Raw genomic sequence first — 25,430 nt, 5'->3', positions numbered from 1 at the left:
CGGCCCCACACGGCCATCTACGGGCCCGCCTCGGCCGCCTGAGCCCGTCTCAGCCGACCGGCTCGTCTCAGCGGCCCGGCCCGTCTCAGCCGACCGTCTCCGCCGAGGGCTCCGCAGACGCCGGTGCGGGAGCCGCAGTGGCCGGGCGGGGCCGGGGGAGGAACGAGGCGAGGACGAGGGCCAGCAGCGCCGCGCCCGCGCCGATCGCCATGACGACCTTGAAGCCGTTCTCGGACGGCAGCGCGTGACCGCCGAGACTGATCGTCAGCTGCGACAGGATCACCCCGGCGACCGCGCTGGCCACCGACGTACCGATGGAGCGCATCAGCGTGTTCAGGCTGTTCGCGGCGGCCGTCTCGGACGGCGGCACCGCGCCCATGATCAGGGCCGGCATGGCGCCGTAGGCGAAGCCGACGCCCGCGCCGATGACGCAGGACACCAGGATCAGCTGCCAGACCTCGCTCATCATCACGATGTCGAGGCCGTAGCCGGCGGCGACGATCACCGCCCCGGCCATCAGCGTGGTCTTCGGACCACGAGCCTTGGTGATCATGGCGGACACGGGCGCCATGGCCATCATCACCAGGCCCTGCGGAGCCATGACCAGCCCCACGGTGAGCATGGACCGGCCGAGGCCGTAGCCGGTCTGCGCGGGCAGCTGGAGCAGCTGCGGCAGGACCAGGGACATCGCGAACATCGAGAAGCCGAACGCGACGGACGCCAGGTTGGTGAACAGCACCTGGCGGCGGGCCGTGGTGCGCAGGTCCACCAGCGGCGCCTGCGTGCGCAGTTCGAAGAAGCCCCAGGCCACCAGGACGGCCACCGCGAGCGCGAGCAGACCCAGGGTGGTGCCGCTGCCCCAGCCCCAGTCGGCGCCCTTGGAGACGGCGAGCAGCAGCGAGACGAGCCCGACGGCGATGCCGAGCGCCCCGACGAGGTCGAAGCGGCCACCGGTGCGCACGCTGGACTCCGGCACCAGGGTCAGTACGCACGCGAAGGCGACGACGCCGAGGGAGGCGGACGTCCAGAACAGCACGTGCCAGTCGAAGTGGTCGGCGATGAACGCGGCGGCGGGCAGCCCCAGCGCACCGCCGACACCGAGCGAGGCGCTCATCAGCGCGGTGGAGCCGGCCAGCTTCTCCGGCGGCAGCTCGTCCCGCATGATGCTGATGCCGAGCGGCACCACGGCCGCGGCCAGCCCCTGGAGGGCACGGCCGACGATCATCGCACCAGTGCGTCGCTGAGCGCGCACACCACCGAACCGGCCACCAGCAGCACCAGACTGACCAGCAGCAGGCGCCGCTTGCCGAACATGTCGCCGAGCCGGCCCGCCACCGGGGTGGCGACGGCGGCCGCCAGCAGCGTGGCGGTGACCGCCCAGGCGGCGTCGGACGCCGAGGCGTGCAGATAGCCGGGCAGCTCCGGGACGATCGGGATCACCAGGGTCTGCATCAGCGACACGGTGATGCCGGCCAGGGCCAGCACCGCGACCACGGCACCCGGCCGGGACGGAACGGATCTGCCGGCCGCGGCGGGCCGGGCGGGGGTGTCGGACATGAGGAGAGACCTTCCGAGGAGCGTTGGACGGGCAGGGCGACATCGGCCGGCAAGCCGACCCCATTTTAAGTCAAGTGCTTGACTTACAATACGAGCCGAAACGGTACCGCACGCGGGGCCTGCCCCCGGCGGGGCAGGCGCACCGTAGGCTTCATCGGCTGGACCTCGCCGCCCCGGGCGAGGGCCCGGGGCGGCGCGCGGGACCGAACGCCCCGGGGGTGGTGCACGGTCCCGGAGCGGCGGTGAGCATGGCGCGCAGGACGGCGCGGGCCGAACAGGTGAGTGCGACGCGGGAGGCGATCCTGACCGCGGCGGAACGGCTGTTCGCCGAACACGGCGTGTACACCGTCTCCAACCGGCAGGTCAGCGAGGCCGCCGGCCAGGGCAACAACGCGGCGGTCGGCTACCACTTCGGCACCAAGGCCGACCTGGTCCGCGCGGTGGCCCGCCGGCACGCCGAGCGCATCGAGGTGCTCAGGGAGCGGGCCCTCGCCGCGGCCGCCGACTCCACCGACGTACGGGACTGGGTCGACTGCCTGGTGCGTCCGGTGACCGAGCACCTGGCCGGACTCGGCAGCCCGACCTGGTACGCCCGGTTCTGCGCCCAGGTGATGACCGACCCGGCGCTGCACGAGATCATGGTCGAGGAGTCCATGGCCTCACCGGCGCTGCGGCAGGCGATCGGGGAGCTGAACCGCACCCTTCCCGACCTGCCGCCGGAGGTCCGAGCCGAACGCGGCCAGATGGTCCGCCTGTTGATCCTGCACACCTGCGCCGAACGGGAGCGGTCCCTCGCCGAGGGCACCCCGACCCCGAGGGCATCCTGGTCGGACGCCGCCACGGGCCTCACGGACGCCATCCTGGGGCTGTGGCTGGCCCCGGTCGGCCCGACTGCCTGAGCGCTTCTGCAGCGAGCGGCCGGGTCCCCACTCAGGACTTACTTGAGTCGAGCAAGTCAATGCGGCTCAGCGCGCCTACGAACGTCGAACCCAGCCCAGGGACCGTTCGACGGCCCGCTGCCAGTTGTCGTACTCCGACTCGCGCAGTTCGGGGTCCATGGCGGGCAGCCACTGGGCGGCCCGGTGCCAGTTGCGGCGCAGCACTTCCAGATCGGGCCAGTAGCCGGCGGCGAGGCCGGCCGCGTAGGCGGCGCCCAGTGAGACCGTCTCGGCGACCATGGGCCGCACCACGGGTACGTCGAGCACGTCGGCCACGAACTGCATGAGCAGGTTGTCCGCGGTCATGCCCCCGTCCACCTTGAGCTGCTGAAGTGAGACCGAGGAGTCGGCGTTCATGGCGTCGACGACCTCCCGGGTCTGCCATCCGGTGGCTTCGAGGACGGCACGCGCCAGGTGGCCCTTGGTGATGTACGAGGTGAGGCCGACGATGACCCCGCGTGCGTCGCTGCGCCAGCGGGGTGCGAACAGACCCGAGAACGCGGGGACGATGTAGCAGCCGCCGTTGTCCTCGACCGTCCGCGCGAGGGTCTCGATCTCCGGGGCGCTGTTGATCAGGCCCAGGCGGTCCCGGAACCACTGGACGAGTGCGCCGGTGATGGCGATCGACCCTTCCAGGGCGTAGGCCGGCTGCCGGTCCCCGATCTGGTAGGCGACGGTCGTGAGGAGCCCGTGCCGGGACCGAACCAGCTGGCTGCCGGTGTTGAGCAGCAGGAAGCTGCCCGTTCCGTAGGTGCACTTGGCCTCGCCCGGGGAGAAACAGGTCTGGCCGAAGAGGGCGGCCTGCTGGTCGCCGAGTGCGGCCGTGATCGCGACCCCGGGCAGCAGTGAACGGGCTTCGCCGTACGTCTCAGCGGAGGACCGGACCTCGGGCAGCATCGCGCGGGGCACCCCGAAGAAGGCCAGTAGCTCGTCGTCCCAGGTGAGCGTGCGGATGTTCATCAGCATGGTGCGGCTGGCGTTGGTGGCGTCGGTGACGTGCAGGCCGTTGTCGGCGCCCCCGGTGAGATTCCAGATCAGCCAGCTCTCCATCGTGCCGAACAGCACCTCGCCGTCCCTGGCGCGCTGTTCGACCCCCTTGACGTGGTCGAACAGCCACCGGATCCGCAGCGCGGAGAAATAGGTCGAGGGCGGCAGGGCGCACCGCTCGAGGAAGAACGCCTCCCCGGGGCGCTGTCCGAGCTCGTCGACGAGCGGCGCCGTGCGGGTGTCCTGCCAGACGATCGCCCGGCCCAGCGGGGCGCCGGTCCGCCGGTCCCACAGCACCGTCGTCTCACGCTGGTTGGCCAGGCCGATGGCGGTGACCTGCCCCCTGTCGACACCGGCGTCGGAGAGCGCCTCGGGCACGATGTGCCGCAGGTTCTGCCATATCTCCACGGCGTCGTGCTCGACCCAGCCGGGCCTGGGGAAGTGCTGCCGGTGTTCCTTCTGCGCGACCGAGACCAGCCGCCCACGGTGGTCGAACAGGATGCATCGGGTGGAGTTGGTGCCCTGATCGATGGACATTACATACCGTTCAGCCATGATCGGGTCTGCCTTCCGACGGATCGAGGGGCGGCTGTCCTGGCCTACCAGCGGGCGGCTCCCAGGTCTCTGGAGATCGCCCGTGCGGCTTCACGGAGCAGTGTGATCAGGTTCGGGCGGGGGCGTCCCTGGCCGTCGCAGATCCGCTCGATCGGCCCGGACAGCCCGATGGCGCCGACGACGAGGCCGCCGTGCCCGCGGATCGGCGCGGCGATTCCGGCCTCGCCCATGCTCATTTCCTGGACCTCGGCGGCCCATCCGAGTTCCCTGACCTCCGCGAGCGCCCGGGCGAGCCGCTCGGGATCGGCCAGGGTGTGCCGGGTGTACGCCTCCAGCTCCCGGTTGACCGGCTCGACGCTCGCGGTCCCGTACGCCAGCAGGACCTTGCCGAGCGAGGAGGCGTGCAGGGGCAGCAGCGCGCCCACGTCCAGGGTCTGGAAGGTGTCGTCCGGCCGGAACACGTGGTGGACGACGAGGACGCTGCCCTCCAGGGGGGTGCCCAGGCGTACCGCCTCCCCGCTGCGGGCGGCCAGGGCGTCGGCCCAGTTGAGCGAGCGCGAGCGCAGCTCGTTGACGTCGAGGTAACTGGTGCCGAGGTGCAGCAGGGCGGCTCCGAGCTGGTACTTCCCGGTCGCCGCGTCCTGCTCCACGAAGTCCACGTGCTGGAGGGTGCGCAGAATGCCGTGGGCGGTGCCCTTCGCGAGCCCGAGCGAGGCCGCCACCTCGCCGAGACCGAGTCGGCGCGGCCCGCCGGCGAGCAGACGCAGAATCGCCGCCGCCCGTTCGATCGACTGGACTGGGCCGGCCATGAAGCGAGCCTATTACCCGCACGGACGCCGTGCCCGCGAGAGGGCGTTCGGTAATGCCGACCGCCGTTCATTGACCGGCCCGATTTGTGTCCATAACGTGCATGCGAGTCCGGAACACGCGGCATGACGGCGCTGGACCGGCCGTACGCACCACTGGGAGAAACCATGGCGGCACAGCTCAAGACGCTGGTTCAAGCGGCATACGAACACGTGTGTCCGGTGCCGCCCGTCGCCGGCGCCGTCTCGGCCGTACGCCGTCGTGCGGCGGCGGTCCTCGCGGACTGGAGCGTGTGTCCGCACCTCGTCGAGGACGCGCTGCTCGTGGTGTCGGAGCTCGTCACCAACGCGATCGTGCACGCCCGGCCGCCGGCCGTGCTCCGGCTGTCGTGGGTGCGGGGCGACGGTGGCAGCAACCTGCGCGTCGAGGTCACGGACGCCGGACCCACCCTGCCGGTGGGGCCGTCCCTCGGAATCGACCCCGACGAGCACGGCAGGGGCGAGACGATCGTCCACGCCCTGGCGACTCGCCACGGCATACGCACCCACCTCGACGGAGTCACCCGCTGGGCCGAACTCGGCGCGCACTAGAGTGCGGCCTCGCACCATGACGGCACGCACTCCGCCTCGTCCGCGGTCCGCTTCCGGAGCAGGAGCAGGGCGGCGTCGTCGTGCAGGCGGCCGCCCACATGTCCCAGCAGTTCGTCATGGAGCGCGGTGAGCGTGCGCGCCGGCTCGTCGCAGACATGGCGGGCCACCCCGTCGGCCAGCGGATAGAAGTCGCGCGCGTGATCGCGGGCCTCCGTGACCCCGTCGGTGTACAGCAGCAGCTGATCCCCGACCGCGAAGGGCAGCCGCTGCAGGCGGGGGGTCTGGCCCGAGAGGGCCCGCAGCCCGAGGGGCGGAGCGGGATGGGTGGGCTCCACCATCGCGACCTCTCCTGAGCCGGATATCAGCAGCGGCGCGGCATGTCCGCAGTTGACGATCTCCAGGTGTCCCGACTCGGGGTGTCCGGCGACCACAGCGGTGACGAAGTCGTCGGGACCCAGGTCGCGCGCCAGGCTCCGTTCGATCCTCGCGACGACGTCGAGCAGGTCGGGCTCGTCGTAGGCGGCCTCACGGAAGACCCCCAGCACCAGGGCAGCGGTCCGCACGGCGGGCAGCCCCTTGCCGCGCACGTCGCCGACGATCAGCCTGATCCCGTGGGGCGTGGGCACCAGGGCGTAGAGGTCCCCGCCGATCCGCGCCTCCGCCGCCGCGGCGCTGTAGCGGACGGCCACCTGGAACGGGCCGATGGTGTCCGGGACCGGCTGGAGCAGGGCGTGCTGGGCGGCCTCGGCGACCGAGCGGACGGCGGCGAGGACCCGCTCGCGACGGCCACGCAGCGCCCCGGCCAGACCGCTCGCCGCGGTGACGGCCAGCAGGGCGGCGAGCACGCCCGCCAGCTCGCCGGCCGGTACCCCGTACCCCGTGCCCAGCGCCGCGCCCGTCGCCACGGCGAGCAGTCCCACGCCCAATACACCGCGCGGCCCGTTGGTGGCGGCCGCCAGAGCGGGGCAGACGGCCAGCAGCGGCAGCCAGACCAGCCCCCCGCCCACGGCGACGTCGACGAGCGCGACGACGGCCACGACCAGCACCGGAAGCCCGGCGGCCAGTTGCCCGGCGGCACACCGGCGACCCGGATCCCGCGCTTCGGCCACACAGTTCCTGAACAGCCGCGTCGGTGCATGGTCGCCGCCATGCTCTCGGGCCTGGAGCATCTCGTCCGCAGTCCTCGCCTGTACGGGGTTCACACCCGGAATGTCCGTTTCATCAATCGAACGGGCTGGGTGAGGGAGGCCACAAGGAGTGGGTTTTCAGATAGTGAGCGAGAGACTCCTGGTCACCCGGCTCGCGACCGGAAGCAGGCGTGCCCGGATCTCCTGGAGCTGGGCCTGCCGCTCCACCGGCAGGGAGACGCCGAGCGAGCCGGGCGTGCTCCCGCGGTAGACGGGCACGGCGACGCAGACGGTGCCCAGCGCGTATTCCTCCAGGTCCGTGACGGCCGGTGCCAAGGGGGGCGCCGCGAGCCTGCGGAGCAGCTGGGGAAGACTGGTGATCGTCCGTGGTGTGAGATCGGCGAGGTGGTGCCTGGACAGATAGTCCCGGCGGGCGTCCTCGTCCAGCTCCCGCAGCACGGACTTGCCCAGTGCGGTGGCATGTCCGGCGTCCTCGAAACCCACCCAGAGATCCACCCGCGGCGTGCGGGGGCCGTCCACGATCTCGGCCACCCTGATCTCGCCCTCCTCGTAGAACGTGAGGTAGGCGGCAGTGGCCAGCTCGTCGCGGAGGGCGGCCAGCGTCGGGCGCACACGGCTGAGCAGCGTCTGCGCGCGGCCCGCCGTGTTCAGGGAGTCCAGCCTGTCGCCGAGGACGAAGCCGCCGTCGGCCAGCTTTCGCACGTACCCGTCGTGGACGAGGGTGCGCAGCAGGTGATAGGCGGTGGCGAGCGGCAGTTCCGTCTCGCGTGCCAGCTGTTTCGCCGGCGCGCCGTTCTCGTGCGCGCTCACCGCCTCCAGCAGACGGAAGGCCCGCTGCACAGACGTGATCAGCGTGGGGCCGTCCTGAGCACCCATGGAACAAGAGTGCGCCGGGCGCCGGACCCGGGCAAGGCAGGGCGCACCCCGGGGGCTGCCAGGCCGACGCCCACGATCCCGCCCGGCAAGGTGAGCGGAACGCCGGAGCGTCCGTGCCGGTCGTCCTCAGCGGCGCGTGCTCACGATGCTCACCGCGTTGGCCACCACCACCGCGCCGATGCCCGTGCACTCCGCGCCGCCCAGGTGCTGACCGAGGACCATCCAGCCGACCACGGCCGCCAGTACCGGGTTGACGCTCATGAACAGACCGAAGGTCTGGGCCGGCACCCTGCGCAGGGTGATCAGATCGGTCAGGTAGGGCACGGCCGACGACAGCACACCCGCCGCCACCGCGCACAGCAGCGCCCCGGCCGTCGGCGGATGCCGTACGGCGAGGACGACTCCGATCGGCAGGAAGGCCAGTGCCGACACGCACGCGGCCGCGGCCGACCCCTGGGCACCAGGGATGCGCAGCCCGACGACCCGGTTGAGCAGGATGTACGAGGCCCAGCAGCAGGCCGCCATCAGGCCCAGCCCCATGCCCAGGTAGTCGGCGGAGGGCTGAGGGCGCATCAGCACCACGACTCCGGCTCCGGCCAGCGCCGCGCATCCCGCGTCCAGTCGACGGCGCGTGGCGGCCAGCGCGATGCCGAGCGGGCCCAGGAACTCCAGGGTCACCGCCAGCCCCAGGCCGATCCGGTCGATCGCGCTGTACAGGCTCAGGTTCATGGCGCCGAAGACCCCGGCGAGCAGCAGCACGGGCCACCACTGGCGCCGGGTGAAGTCGCGCAGGCGCGGCCGGCCGACGGCCACCAGGACCAGCGCGGCGACGTACTGGCGTACCGCCACCACGCCGAGCGGACCGAGGACCGGGAAGGCCAGCGCGCCGATCGCCGCGCCGGTCTGGTTGGCCAGGCCGCTGCCGAACATGGCCGCCACGCCCGCCGGCCGCCCCGGCGCGGGGTTCTGGATCGCGCGGGACGTCTTGTCCGCGGGCTGTCCGAGAGCTTGTCGCATGCGAGGAGCGTCCGCCCGGCCCGGTTCTTGCACAAAATGCATGCACCATACGATCTATACGCTTGACGTATGGATGAGATCGAGCTCCGGCAGCTGCGCTGTCTCGTCGCCATCGTCGACGAGGGCACCTTCACCGACGCGGCGATCGCCCTGGGGGTGTCCCAGGCGGCCGTCTCACGCACCCTGGCGGGTCTCGAACGGGCCCTGGGTGTACGGCTGTTGAGGAGAACCTCGCGTGTGGTGACCCCGACGGCGACCGGGTTGCGGGTGGTGGCGCAGGCCCGGCGGGTGCTGGCGGACGCAGCCGTACTGGTCCAGGAGGCCACATCGGGGCACACCCGGCTGCGCATCGGCTACGCATGGTCGGCCGTCGGCCGCCACACCGTCGCCTTCCAGCGCCGCTGGACCGCCGCCCACCCCGGAATCGATCTGCATCTCGTCCGCGTCAACACGGCGTCCGCCGGTCTCGCCGAAGGCGCCTGCGACCTCGCGGTGGTCCGCCGGCCGCTGGAGGACCGGCGGTTCGACACCGCCATCGTGGGGTTGGAGCGGCGCCTGTGTGCCATGGCGGCCGACGATCCGCTGGCCCGGCGCCGGTCCGTACGGCTCGGCGATCTCACCGGCCGGATCCTCTGGGTGGACCGGCGCACCGGCACCACCACGCCCGAGCTGTGGCCGCCGGACTCCCGCCCCGCCGTGGAGGAGACGTACGACGTCGACGACTGGCTCACCGTCATCGCCGCCGGACGCGGCATCGGTGTCACCGCGGAGTCGACCGCGAACCAGTACCCGCGGCCCGGTGTCGTCTACCGGCCGGTGCGCGACGCCGAACCCGTCGCCGTACGGCTCGCCTGGTGGCGCGACGACCCGCACCCGGCCCTCCAGGCGGTCCTCGAACTGCTCAGTGAGCTATACCGGACGGGCTGAACGATCGGCACCGGAAGCACGGACAAAATCGTTGACAATCTTGTTTTGGCTGGATCTACGTTCGACAGGCACTCACTCGGGGACGGCACGCGGCGAGTCCGCCAAGGCCCGGCGCGAGGGGAAGGCCCTTCAGGAGATCAAGGCGACGGCGCCGTACGCGTTGCACGGTGTCATCCCTGTGCTTCCGGCTCCACGTCCAGGCCCGTGCAGGCCAGCCCCCCGGCCACCTCGGCACACGCCTCCACGCCGCGCGGCGAGGACACCGAGAGCATCGGGCTGCTGTCCCCGGCGGGGTCGTCCGCCGGATATCCGGCCGACATCACGTCCCGGCCCGCGCGCACCGACACCTCACGGGCCCTGGGCGACCGCAGCCGCACCTCGGACCAGGCGGTCCCGCAGGCCGGGGACCAGCGCAGCCGCACGGTGTAGGCGGGGTCGGTGACCGCGCTCGTGGTCCGTGCGTCCCGGGCGCACACCGTGGCGTCGGGCAACTGGCCCTGGCAGGACCGGCCGTGACAGCGGGACACCGCCGGCAGGGGCTGCGCGGCGGGCGCCGTACCCGGCCGCGTGGACAGGGCGACAGTGGCGGCGGCCACCGCCGTCGCCGTACCGAACAGCGCGAACAGGGACAGCGGCAGCCATGACGGGAGCCGCCTCGGGGGCGGGGGCGCAAGCCCGCCGAGCCGCCGGCCGGAGCCGGACTCCTCGGGCGCGGCCCCGGGTGCGTCGGCCCCGGGCGGGGGAGGCTCGGCCGCGGACCACAGCGCCAGTACGGCCTCGGTGTCGGCGCCGGCGAGGCGGCAGAGCGCTTCCACGGCCTGCCGCGGCGGCGGTGTGCCGCCGGACAGATAGCGGTGCCACGCGGACTTGCTGTACGGGGTGCGCGCGGCCAGCGCCGCCAGGCTCAGCCCCGTACGGTCCTTCAGCTCGCGCAGTCCCACCGCCAGTGCCTCGTCCGGCGTGGTCGATGCTTGGGGGTGCCGCATCGTGCGTCCTCGACTCCCTTTCCGCTATGGGCTGGTTCGCCCCTGTTGTCGGAATGGATTCCCTGGAGGACGGCGGCTGCAACACGCGGTGAGGTATGAGCAACGTGAGGTGTGGCGTACCGAAGGCCCGTTCGGGGGTCGTCGAACGGGCCTTCGGTGGCTGGATGATGCTGCGGTGAAGGGCCGTCAGCACCAGGGGAGGGTGTGGGCGGGGCGGACGTAGTGGGCTGAGACGTAGCCGGCGTGGTGCGCCAGCCGGTACCAGGTGCGGTTTCCGTGCACCGAGGAGCCACGTGTCTTGCAGGCGAGGGCCAGGACCCGGCCCGTCTGCCGGTGGCCGATCACCCGGTAGCCGGTCCCGGGACCGGAGCGGACGTTGAGCGGGGCGTGGCGGGTGGCGACCCGGCCGGTGAGGGGCTGGATGTGACGGTGTGTCATCCACCGCCGAGCGAGCCGGTACTGCATCCGGTGTGCGGCGAGCCGGTAGGGCGCCGCTTGTACGACGAGACGATAGGCCGCCGTCTGCGGCAGGAAGCGGTGTGCCGCTCGGCGGGCCGCGAGGCGGTGGATCCGGTGCACTCGGCGGCTGTGGTGCGTGCGGAGGTGGGCGCGGTGGTGCCGGTGGGTGGTGACGTACCTGCGGTGGTGGACGCGCCGGCCGGTGCGGTGCTGGGCGCGGTGGGTGTGGTGCTGGGCGGTGGCGCTGGGGACCGGGCGCGGCGTGGCGGCGCTCGCCGTGCTGACGCCGGCCGCCGTGGGCAGGAACGCGAGCACCGCGACCGTCGCCAGTAGTCCGCTCTTGAGAGTCCGTCGGATCATGGAAGCCTCCGGCTGTCGTTCTCGTGACCACGAGCAGTGATCACGACAGTCAGGGTTTCCGTGACGAGCCGTCAGAATGTCGTTTCCGCGTCCCCCGGGACGGCCGGGACGTCCCACGGGACGGGCGCCCGCGGCACGGCCGCGCACACCCGGTCCGCGGCGACGAGGCGTTCCGCCGTCTCCGGCGGTCTCCTTGCACGAACGGGTGAGGCGTCCCGCGCCCGGAGCCGTCCGTGACGGTCAGAGCGTCTCGGCGAAGGTGATCGTCCGTTCCTTCAGCAGCGGGAACACCGTTCCCCGGATCAGCTCCGCGAAGTGTTCCGTCTCCTTGTGCGCCTCGAAGCCGGCGCGGTCCGTGTAGCGCTCGTACAGCACGAAGGATCCGGGCTGGTCGACGACCTCGTGCGCCTCGTAGCCGAGGTTCGCGGGCTCCGACCGAACCAGTTCGCGCATCTTGCGCAGCGCGTCGCGCACGGTGTCCGCGTCGGCGGGGGCGCACTGGTACTGGGCGACGACGGCGAAGGCCATGGCATTCCTCCGGTGTTCCAAGGTGTTCCCAAGGGGTGGACCCGCCGATTCCAGCATGCTTCCGCCGAGGGGTGGTCCGTACGACACGCGACCACGTCGGAGGAGGGGCGACCGTCGAGGACGGCCCGAGAGCCCGTGCCGGAACTTACCTGACTTACGCAACGAGCTGGCCGGGTGCCGCTGGACCGGGCTGCGGCAGCCCTGCTGCGGCAGATCGCCGACTCCGAGGCGCTGCGTCCGGGGAGCCGGCACGGCGCATGCAGCTCGCCCTCGCCGGCCGGCGGCCCGAGGATCTGCGGCGGATGGCGGCCCTGTTCCACCGCATGGTCGACGACTTCCTCGCGTACACGACCGACGAGGACCCCGGCCGGGAGGCGGACGGCACCCTCACCACGGCGTGACGGCCGGCGTCCTGCGGCAACCGGGTCACCCTCCCCGCCTACCGTCCAGTAATATCCGGCGGCAGGCCATCAGAGGAGGAACCGTGCCCCGGTCCGAACGCTCGCCCCTGCTGCTCGCCGGCCTGCTGGCCGCGGCCGGCATCGCCCACTTCGCCGCCCCACGACAGTTCGACGCCATCGTTCCGCGCGGGCTGCCGGGCACGCCCAGGGCATGGACGTACGGCAGCGGGGCCATGGAGCTGGCCCTGGCGGCCGGGATCGCCGCACCCCGCACACGCGCGGTCGCCGCAAAGGCGGCCGCGGCCTTCTTCGTCGGGGTGTTCCCGGCGAACGTACAGATGGCCGCGGACTGGCGGCACCGGCCCGCACCGCTGCGGACGGCGGCCCTGGCACGGCTGCCGCTGCAGGTGCCGCTGGTGCTCTGGGCCCGGGGAATCGCCCGGAACGAGGAGGGACAGTCATGACGGAACACATCGAGGTCGGGGACAGGGCCGAGGACTTCGCCCTGCCCGACGAGACCGGCACCGTCCGCCGGCTCACCGAACTGCTGGCCGACGGGCCCGTGGTCCTCTTCTTCTACCCGGCCGCCCTCACTCCCGGCTGCACCGCGGAGGCCTGCCACTTCCGCGACCTCGCCGCCGAATTCGCCGCCGTCGGCGCCCGGCCGGTCGGCATCAGCGGCGACAGCGTCGAAAAGCAGCAGGAGTTCACCGGCCGGCACGGCCTCGGCATGCCGCTGCTCTCCGACGCCGACGGCACGGTCCGCGAGCGGTTCGGCGTCAAGCGCGGCTTCTCCCTCGCCCCCACCAAGCGCGTCACCTTCGTGATCGCCCAGGACCGCACGGTGCTGGAGATCGTCCGCAGCGAACTGCGCATGAACACCCACGCCGACCGGGCCCTTGCCGCCCTGCGCGCCCACCAGGACTGAACGCCTCCCGTCCGCAAGGGGCCCGGAACGCTCCGGCGCTCGATCTGCCGGAGCGCCCTCGCGCTCCATGCGCCGGGGCACCCTTGCTTGATGTGCCGGAGCAATCGGAACATCCTTGGGCATATGAAGCATGGCGCCGCCGTGGCGATCATCGACGCTCTGGGCACGGTGACCGGGTGGAGTGAGGGCGCGCGGCGGCTCACGGGCCACTCGGCCGCGGACGTCGTGGGCCGGCCCGCGGCCGGGCTGCTCGCGGGGGACGTCCCGGATGCCACGCTCGCCGCGCGGGCCGGCACCGTCGCGCTGCGCCACCGTGACGGCCACCGCGTCGACGTGGCTCTCACCGCCTGCCCCGTCGCCGGAGCCGACGGGGAGCCCACCGGGTTCGTCGTCACCGCCGGCCCGCCCGGCAGCGCCCTGGCCGCCGAGGCCTTCGAGCAGGCCTCCGTGTCCATGTCGGTCTTCGACCTGGAGCAGCGCTATCTGCGGCTCAACGACGCCGCCTGCAAAGTGATGGGCGTCCCCGAGTCCGCGCTCACCGGCCGCTTCTTCCCGGACACCGTGGAGGACGCCGAATACAACGCGGGCTTCCTGCGCCACCTCCGGGAGGTCGCCGAGACCGGCCGGCCCGTCCGCTACGAGAGCTTCGCCGGCGCGCCCGCGCTGAACCGGGAACATCTGTGGAGCATCGAGATGTGGCCGCTGCGCGCCGGCTCCGGCGAGCTGACCGGGGTCGCCATGGCAGCCCTCGACAGCAGCGAGCAGTACTGGGCCCGGCGCCGCGTGGCCCTGCTCAACGAGGCGTCGACCCGCATCGGCACCACCCTGGACGTGGTGCGCACCGTCGAGGAACTGATCGACGTCCTCGTCCCGCGCTACGCCGACTTCGCCTGCGTCGACCTGCTCGACTGGGTGCTCGGCGCGGACGAGCCCCCGATGACCCCCGACGGCGGTGTCGTCCTGCACCGCATCGCCCACGGCTCCACCCGCGAGGGCGACCCCGGTGCGGCCGTCCCTTTCGGCGAGGCCGACGTCTACCCGCCGGACTCCGCGCCCGCCCGCGCCCTGCGCGACGGGCGCGCGGTGCTCAGCCAGGCCGGCGAGCCCGAGTTCGTCGAGTGGCTCGCCGAGCGCGACGCCCGCTCGCCGCAGGGCCGGTCCTACCGGCAGGACGCCTACTCCCTGGTCGCGGTGCCGCTCCGGGCCCGCGGCACCACGCTGGGTGTCGCGGTGTGCGTCCGCATCGCCCACCCGGACGCCTACGGCCCCGACGACGCCGTCTTCGCCGAGGAACTCGGCAGCCGCGCCGCCGTCTGCATCGACAACGCCCGCCGCTTCGCCCGCGAACGCTCCACCGCCCTCGCCCTCCAGCACAGCCTGCTGCCGTGCGGCCTGCCCCGGCAGGCCGCGGTCGAGGTGGCCCACCGGTATCTGCCGTCCGGCTCCGTGGCTGGTATCGGCGGCGACTGGTTCGACGTCATCCCGCTCTCCGGCGGCCGGGTCGGCCTGGTCGTGGGCGACGTGGTCGGCCACGGCATCCAGTCCTCGGCCACCATGGGCCGGCTGCGCACGGCCGTACGCACCCTCGCCGACGTCGACCTGCCGCCCGACGAACTCCTCACGCACCTGGACGACCTGGTCACCCACCTGGCCGCGGAGGACAGCCGCGAGGAGATCGCCGAACTCGGCGCCACCTGTCTGTACGCCGTGTACGACCCCGTCTCCCGGCGGCTCGGCCTGGCCGCCGCCGGCCACCCGGCCCCGGCCGTCGTCCTGCCGGGCGGCACCGCCGAGACCGTCGCCATGAGCGCCGGACCACCGCTCGGCGTCGGCGGCCTGCCGTTCGAGGCGACGGAGCTGCAACTGCCCGAGGGCTCCGTCGTCGCGCTCTACACCGACGGCCTGGTCGAGGACCGGGACCGGGAAGTCGACGGTGCCACCGAGGAACTGCGCCGGGCCCTCAGCGTACCCACCCGCTCCCTCGAGGCCCTGTGCGACGACGTCCTGAAGGCGGTCCTGCCCGACCAGCCCTGCGACGACGTCGCCCTGCTGCTCGTGCGCACCCGCGCGCTCGGCGCCGACCGGGTCGCCACCTGGGACATCCCGCCCGACCCCGCCGAGGTCGGCGCCGCCCGCCAGGCCGTGGGCGAACGACTGGCCGCCTGGGGGCTGGACGAGGCCGCCTTCATCACCGAACTCGTCGTCAGCGAACTCGTCACCAACGCCATCCGCTACGGCGAACCGCCCATCCAGCTCCGGCTGATCCGCGACCGCGCGCTCATCTGCGAGGTCTCCGACGCCAGTTCCACCTCACCACATCTGCGCCGGGCGCACGCCTACGACGAGGGCGGCCGCGGACTGCTGCTGGTCGCCCAGCTCACCCAGCGCTGGGGCAGCCGGCAGACGGGCCGGGGCAAGACGATCTGGGCCGAGCAGGCACTGCCCTGCACCTGACCGTCCGCCCCGGCACCGATCACTGGAACGGACAGCCCGGGTTCGGCGCGTCCTCCGAGAACGGGGCGCCGTGCGGCAGCACGTACAGCACATCGAGCACGAGCGGGGTGTCGCCGAGGTTCCGCCCGATGTGCACATGGTCCGCACCGGCCGGCTCCTGGATCGTCGCGCCCCTGCGGTACACGCCGTCCGAGGCGCAGGCGGAGTCGAAGTGGCTGAGCGTGCCCTGCTTCACCACGCCGTACAGCGGGCCGTCGTGGTAGTGCCAGCCGGTGCTCTGGCCGGGCGGGACGGTGATCTCCCGTAGGGTGTAGTCGGTGCCGTCGATGGTGGTCTGGCTGATGATCCGGGCCGTCACACCCGGGCCGGGCGGGGTCGCCTGCGCGGTGCCGCAGGCCAGAACGGTGGCAACGGTCAGCGCGCCGGTGACGGCGGCACGGAGAGCGGTACGCATGCGGGGCCTTTCGGAGGCGAGCGGGGTGTCGCCGTGAACATAAAGGCACCGGAGGGGAGTTGGGGCCCAAACCCGAAGATCCGTATGCGTACGTGACCGTGGGTCTCAGGCCGCCGCGTGCTCGCGGACCACGTCCCGTGGCCGCTTGTCCTCGCGCAGTCCCAGGTAGCGGGGGTGCCGCAGCATCCCGTCCCGGGTCCACTCGGTGAAGGCGATCTGCGTGACCAGCGCCGGCTTCACCCAGCGGGCCCGGGCCTCGCGCTCGGCACCGGTGAAGGGCGAGGTGCCGCGGCGCAGCCCGTCCAGCCGCTCGCGCAGCTCCAGCAGGGTGCGCCGGTCGAAGCCGGTGCCGACCTTGCCGGCGTACCGCAGCCGGTCACCGTCGTAGAAGCCGAGCAGCAGCGCCCCCAACCCGACGCGGCTGCCCGCCGGTTCGGTGAAGCCGCCGATCACGAACTCCTGCCCCTGGGCGCACTTGAGCTTCAGCCAGTCCGGGGACCTGCGCGTCCGGTACGGCCCGTCGGCCCGCTTGGCGATCAGCCCCTCCCAGCCCCGGCCGCAGGCGTCGGCCAGCAACTCGGCGCCGCCCGCGTTGCGATGCGGGGTCAGCCGCAGCGGGGCGCGGAAGGACAGCGCCCGGCGCAGCAGCGACTTACGGACGCGCAAGGGGAGCTGACGGGTGTCGGCGCCCTCCAGACGCAGCAGGTCGAAGAGGTAGTACGTCACCGCGACCCCGGACGCCTCGATGTCCCGGCGCCGGGTCAGCCCCGACCGCCGCTGCAGCCGCGCGAAGTCGGTACGGCCGCCGCTGAACGCGACGACCTCGCCGTCCACCGTGAAGTCGGTGCACTCCTGCGCCGCGAGCGCCTCGACGATCTCCGGATAGGTGTCGTTCAGCCGCTGGCCCGTGCGCGAGAGCAGCCGTACCCGGTCGCCCTCGCGCACCGCCAGCAGCCGGACACCGTCCAGCTTCCGCTCGAACAGCCAGCCCCCGCCGAAGTCCCGCCGGTCGCTGAGCGTGGCCAGCATCGGTGCCGCCGCGAGTTCGGCGCCCGGCCCGGCCGGGCGCAACAGCTCCCGTCGTTCGGCCGGCAGCGCGTCCAGCAGCCCCGGCACCGCGCCTCACTCCTCGCCGGCGGACGCGACCTGCGCGAGGGTACGTCCGGTGCGCACCGAGCGGGCCCGCCGGGGGTCCGGGGTGCCGTGCCCGCCCGACCGCGCCGGCCCCTTGCGCACCAGCAGCCAGGCCTCCTGTTCACCCTGGTCTCCGCGGAAGCGGGTCAGGGCGTACTCGCCGCGCAGTTTGCTGCCGTGCAGCCGGAAGGTGGCGTGCCCGTGCTCCAGCGATGCCGCGAAGTCCACCGGGCGCCCCTTGCGGTCGTGGCTGAGCGGCTCGTACGTGCCGTTGTCCCAGACGATCACGGTCCCGCCGCCGTACTCACCCTCCGGGATCACACCCTCGAACTCCTCGTACTCCAGGGGATGGTCCTCGGTAGGCACGGCCATCCGCTTGTCCCCGGGATCCGTGGACGGGCCCTTCGGGACCGACCACGACTTCAGGACGTCGTCGACCTGGAGCCGGAAGTCGAAGTGCATCCGGCCGGCGTCGTGGATCTGCACCACGAAATGCGGCTCGTCACCCCCGGCCCGGGGCTCCTGCCCCGACGGCTCGCGGGTCCGCTCGAAGTCGCGCCTGCCGCGGTACGTCCGCAGCCGGTCCTCCGCTGCCACCTGAGGCTCCTTCCGTACGACCGCCGCACGGGCCCCGGGTACCCCGGACGGGGCCGTTCAGCCCGCGATGCCGTCCAGCTCGGCGACCGCGTCGTCCGGCAGCACCAGGGACGCGGCGGCGATGTTCTCGCGCAGGTGCTCGGGGGAGGAGGTGCCGGGGATCAGCGCGATGTTCGGCGACCGGCGCAGCAGCCAGGCCAGCGCCACCTGCTGCGGCGAGGCCCCCAGCCTGGCGGCGACCTTCGCCAGCGCGTCGGACTGCAGCGGGGTGAAGCCGCCGAGCGGGAAGTAGGGCACGAAGGCGATGTTCTCGGCCGCTGTGCGCTCCACGAGGGCGTCGTCCTGCCGGTTGGCAAGGTTGTACAGGTTCTGCACGGTCACCACGGGCGCGATCGCCAGCGCCTCGTCCAGCTGCGCCGCGGTCACCGTGCTCAGCCCCAGGTGCCGGACCAGCCCCCGCTCCCGCAGCTCGGCCAGCGCGCCGAACTTCTCGGCCACGGACTCGTCGTTCGGGGACTCCACGTCACCCACCCGCAGATTGACGACGTCCAGCGAGTCCACACCGAGGTTCCGCAGGTTGTCGTACACCTGCGCCTTCAGGTCCTCCGGGTGCCGGGACAGGATCCAGCTGCCGTCGGCTCCCCGGCGGGCGCCGACCTTGGTGACGATGTGCAGCTCCTCGGGGTAGGGGTGCAGGGCCTCCCGGATGAGCTCGTTGACCACCACGGGGCCGTAGAAGTCGGCGGTGTCGATGTGCGTGATGCCCGCCTCCACCACCGCACGGAGCACCGCCAGCGCACGGTCACGGTCCTTCGGCGGGCCGAAGACGTGCGGCCCGGCCAGCTGCATGGCGCCGTATCCGATCCGCGTCAGGGTCAGGCCCTCGGCCGGGGTGAGGGTGCCGCCGAGCTGTGCAGTCATGTCGTGCCTCTCAGGATGATGCTCGAGATGTCCGGGCCACCGGTTCCGCCGGCGGCCCGCTCTCCACCCTGCGCCCGCCGCGCCCGCCGTTGCAGTACCCCGTCGATCCTGGGAGTGACAGGGCCAGTCACCGCCGGCCGGGCCGCCGTACGGTGGGGCCATGGACCGAACGAACGCGCTCGGCGAGTTCCTGCGCGCCCGCCGGGCGCTGGTACGGCCCGAGGACGTGGGGCTGCCCGGTGGCGGCCTGCGCCGGGTGCCGGGGCTGCGCCGCGAGGAGGTCGCGATGCTGGCAGGCATCAGCTCCGACTACTACCTGCGGCTGGAGCAGGGCCGCGACCGCAACCCGTCCGTGCAGGTCCTCCAGGCCATCGCCGGTGTGCTGCGGCTCGACGCCGACGCCACGGCCCACCTCGTCGGCCTCGCCCAGGACCGGCCGGGCTCCGGCGTACGGTCCGGGCGCCGCACCCAGCAGGTCCCGGCGAGCCTGGTGCAGCTCATCGACGGCTGGCCGCGCAACCCCGCCTACGTCCAGAACCGCTACACCGACTGCCTGGCCGCCAACGCCCTCGCCACCGCGCTCACCCCGAACTACCGGCCCGGCGTCAACCTCCTGCGGGCCGTCTTCCTCGACCCGGCCGAGCGCGAGCTGCGCCGGGACTGGGACGACCTCACCGAGGAGGGCGTGGCCGTGCTGCGCTCCGAGGCCGGAGCGGACGCCGACGACCCGCGGCTGCGGGACCTGGTCGGCGAGCTGTCCCTGCGCAGCGAGCGCTTCCGCACCCTGTGGGCGAGGCACGAGGTACGGCCCCGCCGCGGCCGGATGAGCCATCTGACCCACCCGCAGGTCGGCGACCTCGACGTGCAGTCGAACAAGCTGTCCGTGGAAGGCACCGACGGACTCACCCTGGTCGTCTTCCACGCCGAGCCCGGCAGCCGCAGCGCCGAACTGCTGGACATCCTCGGCAGCCTCGCCGCACCGGCCGGTGACCGTGCACGGCCGGGCAGCGCGCAGGAACGGATCGAGGAGCAGTAGCGGCCCGGCCCGGTTCAGAACTCCTCGTGCCTGTCGGGGTCCCCGCCGAGCCTGCGCGGGGGGCGGCGGCCGATCGCCGCCAGCTGGCCGGAGTCCAGCTCGAAGCCGAAGACGTCCAGGTTGGCGCGCTGCCGGCCCGGGTCGGCCGACTTCGGGATGGGCAGCGCGCCGACCTGGAGGTGCCAGCGAAGCAGCACCTGGGCGGGGGTCACCCCGTGCGCCTCGGCGACCTCGGCGACCGCGGGATCGTCCAGCAGATCGCTGCCCCGGCCCAGCGGGCTCCAGCTCTCGGTGACGATGCCCTTGTCCGCGTGGAAGGCGCGCAGCTCCTCCTGCGGGAACAGCGGGTGCAGCTCGATCTGGTTCACCGACGGCAGCACCCCCGTCTCCTTCTCGAGCCGCGTGATGTGCTCGGGGGTGAAGTTCGAGACACCGATCGAGCGGACGAGCCCGTCCTCGCGCAGCTTGATCATGGCCTTCCAGGAGTCGGCGTACTTGCCGACCCGGGGATTCGGCCAGTGGATCAGATACAGGTCCACGTACTCCAGGCCGAGCCGCAGCCGGGACTCCTCGAAGGAGGCGAGGGTCTCCTCGTAGCCGTGGTGGCGGCCGGGCAGCTTGGTGGTCACGACCACCTCCTCGCGGGGTACGCCGCTGCCCGCTATGCCCCGACCGACACCGGTCTCGTTGCCGTAGTTCGTCGCGGTGTCCACCAGCCGGTAGCCCAGGTCGAGCGCGGAGCGTACGGCCCGCTCGGCCGCCGTGTCGTCCAGCGGCCAGGTGCCGAGGCCGATGGCGGGGACCGCCGTACCGTCGTTGAGCGTGTGCGCCGGAATGCCGTTCACGATGGGACCTTCCCTCGACAGTGTCGTCCCCCCAGCCTCACGGAAGGGTGAGCGGTGATCAACCGGACGGGTGGGGAGAGGGCAGCGGACGGCATGGGCGGCGGGGACGGCAACGGCACGGCCGGTCTTCAACGGCCGCGCCGAGGGAAACCTCCCGCCGGCCGCCCAGGAGCGCATCCGGCGGGCCGGCGCCCAGCTGAAGCCCCGTCGCACGGGGACATCACCGGCACGTGCTCGTCGCCGCTCGTCGCGAACAGCTGTGGGCACTCCCGGCCGACCGCCTCGTCACCGAACGCGCCTACGGCCACCGGGTCGTGGCCGTCCGGCAGGACGCCGCCGGACCGCCACGCGCTCAGCTGCCCGCAGTCGTACAGCAGGACCGACGGGGTGCCGTCGGCGTGGCCATCGCCGATCGGCGCCCGGCGCCGCCCGGCTGCCGGAACAGGAATGGGTCGCGGAACAATCTGGCAGCCCGCGTCGTCGGGGGCCGGCCGGTGTCGGGGCCAGGGCGGTCCGATGGTGTTCCCGGCGCGACCGGCCGGTCCTCTTCGCGGCCGGCGGCACGGCGGTGTTCCGAAACGCGGCCGTCCGGGAGTTCGCCGTGTGAGGGCCGGGGTGTCACGATCTTCGGGGGAGCCGGTTCGGACGAGCACGGGAGCGCGCATGACCACGCACAGGGCCACCGCGGACCAGACGGAACGGGTCGAGGGCGTGGCGGGGAAGGTTCCAGGCGTGGAGGTGATGCCGGTCGCCGGGCACATCGGCGCCGAGATCACCGGCGTCGACCTCGCCGGGCCGCTGGACGCCGCCCTCGTGGCCCTGATCCGGCAGGCCGTGCTGCGCTGGAAGGTGGTCTTCTTCCGCGGACAGGAACTGGACCATGCCGGGCATGTCGCCTTCGCCCGCCGCTTCGGCGAGCCCGTCGTGCTGCCGCGCCGCGGTCCGCACTCGCCGCCGGACTTCCCGGAGGTCGAGACGACGGCCGACCGGCTGGAACTGGCCGGACGCTACGGCATGGAGCACGACGAGTGGCTGCACCGCCGCCGGCACACCCTGCTGCGCGGCTGGCACTGCGACTACGGGACCCGTGTCGACCCGCCGGCCGCGACCATCCTGCGCGCCCAGACCGTCCCGCCCTACGGCGGCGACACCACCTGGGCCAACCTGGCCGCCGCCTACGCCGGTCTGTCGGCGCCGGTCCGGGCCTTCGTGGACGGACTGCGCGCCGAGCACCGGCTCGGCGTGGGCTACCAGCCCCGGCCCGGAGACGACGCCTATGCCCGTCACCTCCTGGATCACCAGGTCGTCTCCGAACACCCCCTGGTGCGGGTGCACCCGGAGACGGGGGAGCGGGTGCTGTTCGTCAACGGCTACTACGTGGAGGAGATCGTCGGCCTCTCCCGTCCGGAGAGCACGGCGATCCTGGAGATGCTGGTGGAGCAGGCGGTCCGCCCCGAGTACACCGTCCGCTTCCGCTGGGAGCCGGGCAGCGTCGCCTTCTGGGACAACCGGGCCACCATCCACCTGGCCCCGAGCGACCACGCCCACGTCGGCTCGCCCCGGATCATGCACCGGGTGATGCTGGCGGGGGAGGTACCGGTGGGCGTGGACGGCAAGCCCTCGCAGGCGGTGGTGGGTACGGAACCGGGCCGCTGGTGAAACCGGCTCGGTGCGGCGACCGGGGTGTGCACCGGGGAACGGCCCCAGGGTGCCCGGGACCGGCCGTCGGTGAACGGGTCCGGATGCCACCTGGTGCCGGAGGCCGGCCGTCAGCCCGCCGGCCGCCACCCCAGGGCCGGACCGAGCTTCGTCGCCATGTCCGTCAGGATCTGTACGTGGTCCTCGTGCTCGAAGGTGAACGGCAGCGCGAACGCCACCTCGTCCACCTCCAGGAACGCGGCGTGCGCGTACAGCCGTTCGGCGATCTCCTCGGCGGTGCCGACCAGGTCCGGGGCGAACAGCAGTCGCCCCGGCCCCTGCGGGGAGGCCGTGCGCGGCAGCCGCTTCGCCGCGTACGCCTCGTACGTGGCGCGCTGCTCCGGGCTCGCGGAGTCGGTGGGTATCACGACCAGGCCGTGCGAGACCCGGGCCGCCTCGCCGTCGGGGTGATGGTCGCGGAACTCCCGGACGAGGGCCAGCTGGATCTCGGCGAAGTCCCATGGACCGTCCGGCTGTTCCGCCTTGACCACGCTGCTCGTGAGGAAGTTCATGCCGTGCTCGCCCGCCCAGCGCGCCGAGCGCAGGCTGCCGCCGCCGTACCACATCCGCCGGCCGAGCCCCGGGGAGTGCGGCTGCACCACATCGCTGAACACCTCGAACCCCTCGACCCCGCTGAAGTCGCTCGCGGGCTTGCCCCGCACCAGGTCCAGCAGCCGCCGCACCCGCTCGTAACCAAAGTCCTCGGCGTCGGCCGTGTCCGGGTACAGGGCGTCCTTGACCTGCTCGAAGTGCATCGGCGGGCCCACGCTGACGCCCGGGTTCAGCCGGCCCCCGGACAGGACGTCAACCGTCGCCAGGTCCTCGGCGAGACGCAGTGGGTTCTCCCAGCCGAGCGGCGTCACCGCGGTGCCCAGCTCGATGCGGCGGGTGCGCTGGGAGGCGGCGGCGAGGACGGCGACCGGGGAGGAGATGCCGTGCTGCAGATGGCGGTGGCGCAGCCAGGCGCTGTCGAAGCCGAGCCGCTCGCCCAGCTCGATGATCTCCAGCGTGGACTCGTGGCCCCGGGCCGGATCCGCCGGGTCGAACAGGCCGATGGTGAGGAAGCCCAGCTTGCGCAGGGGGCGGGCGGTGGACGGCACGGGCTCCTCCAGCGGTCGTAAGGCGCTTCGCCTTTCGATTCTGGCAGGCGAGTGTGACAACCGTGTGATCACTTCAGGGGGATGACGATCTCGTCCTCCACCGGCGGATCGGCCTCCTGCGTCCGGTTGCCGGTCGCGGCGAAACAGCGCAGCCGGACCGCCTCCGGAGCGACGTCCAGCCGCAGGAAGCACTTGAAGAACGGCGGGCTGTAGGTGGCCGAGCCGGGCGAGAACAGCTGGGTGTACGCCTTGCGCACGGGCAACCGGAACCGGGACGTACGGTCCGGACGGCCGCCGGTGCCGAGGAGGCTCGCGATCAGCCGGGTGCGCCGGGTGACCCGGGCCTCGGGGCCCGGCTTGCGGCCCGGCTCGATACCGAGGCGCTCGGCGACGACCGCCGTAGCCTCCGCCTCGGTCAGGGTGAAGAAGCGGCGCAGCCGCAGCCGGCGGCCGTACAGGCGGCTGTAGAAGGCCAGGGAGTCGCCGCGCAGCGGATAGCAGCGGAAGTCCCGCTCGGTGACACCCGCGACCGAGACCCGCGGGATGGTGTGCGTGGCGTGCATGAACGCCCCGCCGCCGCCCGCGACCACGTACTGGATGGTCCGCCCGTCCACGTCGACCGGATAGCGCTGGTAGTTGTGGATGTCGCCGCCGATCGCGGCCACATAGTGGTGCTCCGGGTCCCGGACGATGTCGTCCACCGTCCCTGCGCCCTCGATCGGGCACGGGTGGTGCTCGCCGTCGACGTACAGCGGTGACCCGGTGATCAGGATCTTCGGCCGCGGTCCCCGGGAGACCTCGCGCAGCCAGGCGCCCTGTTCGGCGTCGACCGTGCCGAGCAGACCGGTGTCGATGCCGACGATCCGCAGCGGACCCGCGTCGATCGCCCAGTACGGCCCCGGCTGCACGGCCTGCTGGCCGGGAGCCGACCGCAACTGCCTTGCCGCTGCGAGCCGTTGCTCGTCCGCCGGCTGCGGCCGGTGCCACAGCAGGGCCCGCCACCAGGCGCGGCCGAGCGGGCGGGGCCGTGGCTCGGGGTCGAGCGGCGGGGTGTCGGCGCAGAAGACGCGCATGAAGGCGCCGAGATCCTCGTACCAGTCGTGGTTGCCCGGTATCGCGTATATCGGGGCCGGATAGTCCCGGTAGGGCCGGAAGAACTTGCTGCCGTAGTCGTCGGCGCTGCCCACCGGATAGATCACATCGCTCGCGATCACCGCGAAGTCGGTGTCCTCGCTCGCCTTCAGGAACCCCGGGACGACGGCGTATTGGGGGTCGTCCCCCTCCCCGGTGTCACCGATGACCATGAAGGAGAACCAGTCGTCGGTCTCCCGCTCGATCACCTTGTCGGCGGGCGCCCCGGCCGCCTCCCGGCGCGCCACCCAGCGGCTGCGGGTACGGCCGGTCGGGTCGCCGAACCAGGACGCCAGCACGCCGTTGCGGGCGGCCCACAGGGTCCGTGGATTCAGCCACGACAGCTTCTCGACGTGGTCCGGCATCAGCTGCTTGTAGGTGCCGGGCTCGGCCGAGCCCCAGCCGGCGCCCTGGGCGGTATCGCGCGAGGAGTCAGACACGCCCTGCACAGTAACAACGCACCGGTCACGGGAGTTTGGCGGGGCCTCGGCCGGTACGCTGTGCAGCCGCTGAGCGAGAGGGGCAGGCAGACCATGGAACTCGCCTTCGCCGGACGGGTCGTGGAGTGGCGTGGACCGGCGCCGTACTACTTCGTCGCCGTGCCGGACGCGGAGTGCGCCGACATCCGTGACGTGGCCGCGCTGGCCAGTTACGGCTGGGGCGTGATCCCGGTCGAGGCCAGGATCGGCGGCACGGACTTCACCACGTCCCTCTTCCCCAGGGACGGCGGGTACCTGCTGCCGCTCAAGAGTGCCGTCCGCCGGCCGGAGGAGCTCGCGCCGGGTGACGAAGTGACCGTCGCGATGACCGTACGGCTGTGAGGCCCGCGGCGAACCCCGGACCCGTGACCCGGCCGGGCCTTCGCCACTCGTAGCTGCGTGCGGCGTCGAGCCGAAGAGCGATGGACCGCCTGCTCCCTGCTCCGCGAGGCGCTCCGGCTCACCCGTCCCCTGGTGCTCGTCCACGGCCTCGCGGACCCCGAGGTCCCGCCCTCCC

Annotated in this window: 24 protein-coding genes and 2 pseudogenes; 10 read left to right on the top strand and 16 right to left on the bottom strand. The window is 72.8% G+C overall.

Annotation, left to right across the window (positions count from 1 at the left end):
- Window positions 1-85: 85 nt before the first annotated feature.
- A pseudogene (locus ACWGJ5_RS12570) lies at window positions 86-1,557 on the bottom strand (MFS transporter).
- 248 nt (window positions 1,558-1,805) lie between these two features.
- Here ACWGJ5_RS12570 and ACWGJ5_RS12565 point away from each other — a divergent pair.
- Window positions 1,806-2,456 (top strand): TetR/AcrR family transcriptional regulator, encoded by a 651-nt coding sequence (locus ACWGJ5_RS12565; protein ID WP_453309710.1) that lies wholly within the window; start codon window positions 1,806-1,808, stop codon window positions 2,454-2,456.
- A gap of 75 nt (window positions 2,457-2,531) precedes the next feature.
- Here the strand turns inward: ACWGJ5_RS12565 and glpK are convergent, their stop codons facing one another.
- Together glpK and ACWGJ5_RS12555 are read right to left on the bottom strand one after the other, a co-directional pair.
- The gene (gene glpK / locus ACWGJ5_RS12560; RefSeq protein WP_453309709.1) at window positions 2,532-4,037 is read right to left on the bottom strand and encodes a glycerol kinase GlpK; all 1,506 of its coding nucleotides are present in this window, start codon (window positions 4,035-4,037) and stop codon (window positions 2,532-2,534) included.
- A 44-nt stretch (window positions 4,038-4,081) separates the two neighbouring features.
- Window positions 4,082-4,846, bottom strand: a complete 765-nt coding sequence (locus ACWGJ5_RS12555) for an IclR family transcriptional regulator (RefSeq protein WP_453309708.1) — start codon at window positions 4,844-4,846, stop codon at window positions 4,082-4,084.
- A gap of 165 nt (window positions 4,847-5,011) precedes the next feature.
- Here ACWGJ5_RS12555 and ACWGJ5_RS12550 point away from each other — a divergent pair, with 165 nt between their 5' ends.
- Window positions 5,012-5,434, top strand: coding sequence for an ATP-binding protein (locus ACWGJ5_RS12550; RefSeq protein WP_453309707.1), 423 nt, complete (start codon window positions 5,012-5,014; stop codon window positions 5,432-5,434).
- On the opposite strand, the gene ACWGJ5_RS12545 is transcribed toward ACWGJ5_RS12550, so the two are convergent.
- The 3 genes from ACWGJ5_RS12545 to ACWGJ5_RS12535 all read right to left on the bottom strand — a co-directional run bounded on the left by ACWGJ5_RS12545 (window position 5,431) and on the right by ACWGJ5_RS12535 (window position 8,397).
- On the bottom strand, window positions 5,431-6,603 hold the full coding sequence (locus ACWGJ5_RS12545; protein WP_453309857.1) for a PP2C family protein-serine/threonine phosphatase: 1,173 nt from the start codon (window positions 6,601-6,603) through the stop codon (window positions 5,431-5,433). The two genes, ACWGJ5_RS12550 and ACWGJ5_RS12545, sit on opposite strands and share 4 nt — an antisense overlap.
- A 96-nt stretch (window positions 6,604-6,699) precedes the next feature.
- Window positions 6,700-7,458 carry an IclR family transcriptional regulator gene (locus ACWGJ5_RS12540; protein ID WP_453309706.1) on the bottom strand — a complete coding sequence of 253 codons (759 nt, stop codon included), beginning with the start codon at window positions 7,456-7,458 and terminating at the stop codon, window positions 6,700-6,702.
- A gap of 126 nt (window positions 7,459-7,584) precedes the next feature.
- The gene (locus tag ACWGJ5_RS12535; RefSeq protein WP_453309856.1) at window positions 7,585-8,397 is read right to left on the bottom strand and encodes an EamA family transporter; all 813 of its coding nucleotides are present in this window, start codon (window positions 8,395-8,397) and stop codon (window positions 7,585-7,587) included.
- A 147-nt stretch (window positions 8,398-8,544) separates the two neighbouring features.
- On the opposite strand from ACWGJ5_RS12535, the gene ACWGJ5_RS12530 reads away from it, so the two are divergent.
- Entirely contained in the window at window positions 8,545-9,402 is an 858-nt protein-coding gene (locus tag ACWGJ5_RS12530) for a LysR family transcriptional regulator (RefSeq protein ID WP_453309705.1), read from the top strand.
- 170 nt (window positions 9,403-9,572) lie between these two features.
- Here the strand turns inward: ACWGJ5_RS12530 and ACWGJ5_RS12525 are convergent, their stop codons facing one another.
- The 3 genes from ACWGJ5_RS12525 to ACWGJ5_RS12515 form a co-directional block, all read right to left on the bottom strand.
- Complete coding sequence (locus tag ACWGJ5_RS12525) at window positions 9,573-10,388, bottom strand: XRE family transcriptional regulator (RefSeq protein WP_453309704.1); 816 nt, start codon at window positions 10,386-10,388, stop codon at window positions 9,573-9,575.
- Between the two features lie 186 nt (window positions 10,389-10,574).
- On the bottom strand, window positions 10,575-11,207 hold the full coding sequence (locus tag ACWGJ5_RS12520) for a hypothetical protein (protein ID WP_453309703.1): 633 nt from the start codon (window positions 11,205-11,207) through the stop codon (window positions 10,575-10,577).
- A gap of 240 nt (window positions 11,208-11,447) precedes the next feature.
- The gene (locus ACWGJ5_RS12515; protein ID WP_453309702.1) at window positions 11,448-11,735 is read right to left on the bottom strand and encodes a putative quinol monooxygenase; all 288 of its coding nucleotides are present in this window, start codon (window positions 11,733-11,735) and stop codon (window positions 11,448-11,450) included.
- Between the two features lie 174 nt (window positions 11,736-11,909).
- Between ACWGJ5_RS12515 and ACWGJ5_RS12510 the strand changes: the two are divergent.
- The 4 genes and pseudogenes from ACWGJ5_RS12510 to ACWGJ5_RS12495 all read left to right on the top strand — a co-directional run.
- Window positions 11,910-12,136 (top strand): annotated as a pseudogene (locus ACWGJ5_RS12510) (hypothetical protein); the annotation flags it as partial.
- A gap of 83 nt (window positions 12,137-12,219) precedes the next feature.
- A complete protein-coding gene (locus ACWGJ5_RS12505) occupies window positions 12,220-12,600 on the top strand; it encodes a DoxX family protein (protein WP_453309701.1) in 381 nt (126 codons plus the stop codon).
- Window positions 12,597-13,064, top strand: coding sequence for a peroxiredoxin (locus tag ACWGJ5_RS12500; protein WP_453309700.1), 468 nt, complete (start codon window positions 12,597-12,599; stop codon window positions 13,062-13,064). The genes ACWGJ5_RS12505 and ACWGJ5_RS12500 overlap by 4 nt, the downstream gene beginning before the upstream one ends.
- Before the next feature lie 123 nt (window positions 13,065-13,187).
- Entirely contained in the window at window positions 13,188-15,518 is a 2,331-nt protein-coding gene (locus ACWGJ5_RS12495; protein WP_453309699.1) for a SpoIIE family protein phosphatase, read from the top strand.
- Window positions 15,519-15,537: 19 nt separating this feature from the next.
- On the opposite strand, the gene ACWGJ5_RS12490 is transcribed toward ACWGJ5_RS12495, so the two are convergent.
- From ACWGJ5_RS12490 to ACWGJ5_RS12475, 4 genes are all read right to left on the bottom strand, one after another.
- Window positions 15,538-15,972 (bottom strand): cupin domain-containing protein, encoded by a 435-nt coding sequence (locus tag ACWGJ5_RS12490; RefSeq protein ID WP_453309698.1) that lies wholly within the window; start codon window positions 15,970-15,972, stop codon window positions 15,538-15,540.
- Window positions 15,973-16,077: 105 nt separating this feature from the next.
- A complete protein-coding gene (gene ligD / locus ACWGJ5_RS12485; RefSeq protein ID WP_453309697.1) occupies window positions 16,078-17,088 on the bottom strand; it encodes a non-homologous end-joining DNA ligase in 1,011 nt (336 codons plus the stop codon).
- Window positions 17,089-17,094: 6 nt separating this feature from the next.
- Complete coding sequence (locus ACWGJ5_RS12480; RefSeq protein WP_453309696.1) at window positions 17,095-17,703, bottom strand: DNA polymerase ligase N-terminal domain-containing protein; 609 nt, start codon at window positions 17,701-17,703, stop codon at window positions 17,095-17,097.
- Window positions 17,704-17,760: 57 nt separating this feature from the next.
- Window positions 17,761-18,624, bottom strand: coding sequence for an oxidoreductase (locus tag ACWGJ5_RS12475; protein ID WP_453309695.1), 864 nt, complete (start codon window positions 18,622-18,624; stop codon window positions 17,761-17,763).
- Between the two features lie 160 nt (window positions 18,625-18,784).
- Here ACWGJ5_RS12475 and ACWGJ5_RS12470 point away from each other — a divergent pair, with 160 nt between their 5' ends.
- A complete protein-coding gene (locus ACWGJ5_RS12470) occupies window positions 18,785-19,660 on the top strand; it encodes a helix-turn-helix domain-containing protein (protein ID WP_453309694.1) in 876 nt (291 codons plus the stop codon).
- A 14-nt stretch (window positions 19,661-19,674) separates the two neighbouring features.
- Here ACWGJ5_RS12470 and ACWGJ5_RS12465 read toward each other — a convergent pair whose 3' ends face one another.
- A complete protein-coding gene (locus ACWGJ5_RS12465; protein WP_453309693.1) occupies window positions 19,675-20,505 on the bottom strand; it encodes an aldo/keto reductase in 831 nt (276 codons plus the stop codon).
- A gap of 663 nt (window positions 20,506-21,168) precedes the next feature.
- Here ACWGJ5_RS12465 and ACWGJ5_RS12460 point away from each other — a divergent pair.
- Complete coding sequence (locus tag ACWGJ5_RS12460; protein WP_453309692.1) at window positions 21,169-22,164, top strand: TauD/TfdA dioxygenase family protein; 996 nt, start codon at window positions 21,169-21,171, stop codon at window positions 22,162-22,164.
- Between the two features lie 110 nt (window positions 22,165-22,274).
- On the opposite strand, the gene ACWGJ5_RS12455 is transcribed toward ACWGJ5_RS12460, so the two are convergent.
- Together ACWGJ5_RS12455 and ACWGJ5_RS12450 are read right to left on the bottom strand one after the other, a co-directional pair.
- Window positions 22,275-23,303 carry an LLM class flavin-dependent oxidoreductase gene (locus ACWGJ5_RS12455; protein WP_453309691.1) on the bottom strand — a complete coding sequence of 343 codons (1,029 nt, stop codon included), beginning with the start codon at window positions 23,301-23,303 and terminating at the stop codon, window positions 22,275-22,277.
- A gap of 68 nt (window positions 23,304-23,371) precedes the next feature.
- The gene (locus ACWGJ5_RS12450; RefSeq protein ID WP_453309690.1) at window positions 23,372-24,874 is read right to left on the bottom strand and encodes a metallophosphoesterase family protein; all 1,503 of its coding nucleotides are present in this window, start codon (window positions 24,872-24,874) and stop codon (window positions 23,372-23,374) included.
- Window positions 24,875-24,967: 93 nt separating this feature from the next.
- Between ACWGJ5_RS12450 and ACWGJ5_RS12445 the strand changes: the two genes are divergently transcribed.
- On the top strand, window positions 24,968-25,255 hold the full coding sequence (locus tag ACWGJ5_RS12445; protein ID WP_453309689.1) for a DUF1905 domain-containing protein: 288 nt from the start codon (window positions 24,968-24,970) through the stop codon (window positions 25,253-25,255).
- Window positions 25,256-25,430 lie beyond the last annotated feature (175 nt).

This window comes from Streptomyces sp. NPDC054783 (assembly GCF_053611725.1).
Note: the sequence above shows the minus strand (reverse complement) of the source record. Positions and strands in the feature narration are given on the sequence as shown.

Coding starts and splice junctions, on each gene's coding strand:
- ACWGJ5_RS12565 (WP_453309710.1), top strand. CDS start 1,806: ATGGCGCGCAGGACGGCGCGGGCCGAACAGGTGAGTGCGACGCGGGAG.
- glpK (WP_453309709.1), bottom strand. CDS start 4,037: ATGGCTGAACGGTATGTAATGTCCATCGATCAGGGCACCAACTCCACC.
- ACWGJ5_RS12555 (WP_453309708.1), bottom strand. CDS start 4,846: ATGGCCGGCCCAGTCCAGTCGATCGAACGGGCGGCGGCGATTCTGCGT.
- ACWGJ5_RS12550 (WP_453309707.1), top strand. CDS start 5,012: ATGGCGGCACAGCTCAAGACGCTGGTTCAAGCGGCATACGAACACGTG.
- ACWGJ5_RS12545 (WP_453309857.1), bottom strand. CDS start 6,603: ATGCTCCAGGCCCGAGAGCATGGCGGCGACCATGCACCGACGCGGCTG.
- ACWGJ5_RS12540 (WP_453309706.1), bottom strand. CDS start 7,458: ATGGGTGCTCAGGACGGCCCCACGCTGATCACGTCTGTGCAGCGGGCC.
- ACWGJ5_RS12530 (WP_453309705.1), top strand. CDS start 8,545: ATGGATGAGATCGAGCTCCGGCAGCTGCGCTGTCTCGTCGCCATCGTC.
- ACWGJ5_RS12525 (WP_453309704.1), bottom strand. CDS start 10,388: ATGCGGCACCCCCAAGCATCGACCACGCCGGACGAGGCACTGGCGGTG.
- ACWGJ5_RS12520 (WP_453309703.1), bottom strand. CDS start 11,207: ATGATCCGACGGACTCTCAAGAGCGGACTACTGGCGACGGTCGCGGTG.
- ACWGJ5_RS12515 (WP_453309702.1), bottom strand. CDS start 11,735: ATGGCCTTCGCCGTCGTCGCCCAGTACCAGTGCGCCCCCGCCGACGCG.
- ACWGJ5_RS12500 (WP_453309700.1), top strand. CDS start 12,597: ATGACGGAACACATCGAGGTCGGGGACAGGGCCGAGGACTTCGCCCTG.
- ACWGJ5_RS12495 (WP_453309699.1), top strand. CDS start 13,188: ATGAAGCATGGCGCCGCCGTGGCGATCATCGACGCTCTGGGCACGGTG.
- ACWGJ5_RS12490 (WP_453309698.1), bottom strand. CDS start 15,972: ATGCGTACCGCTCTCCGTGCCGCCGTCACCGGCGCGCTGACCGTTGCC.
- ACWGJ5_RS12475 (WP_453309695.1), bottom strand. CDS start 18,624: ATGACTGCACAGCTCGGCGGCACCCTCACCCCGGCCGAGGGCCTGACC.
- ACWGJ5_RS12470 (WP_453309694.1), top strand. CDS start 18,785: ATGGACCGAACGAACGCGCTCGGCGAGTTCCTGCGCGCCCGCCGGGCG.
- ACWGJ5_RS12460 (WP_453309692.1), top strand. CDS start 21,169: ATGACCACGCACAGGGCCACCGCGGACCAGACGGAACGGGTCGAGGGC.
- ACWGJ5_RS12445 (WP_453309689.1), top strand. CDS start 24,968: ATGGAACTCGCCTTCGCCGGACGGGTCGTGGAGTGGCGTGGACCGGCG.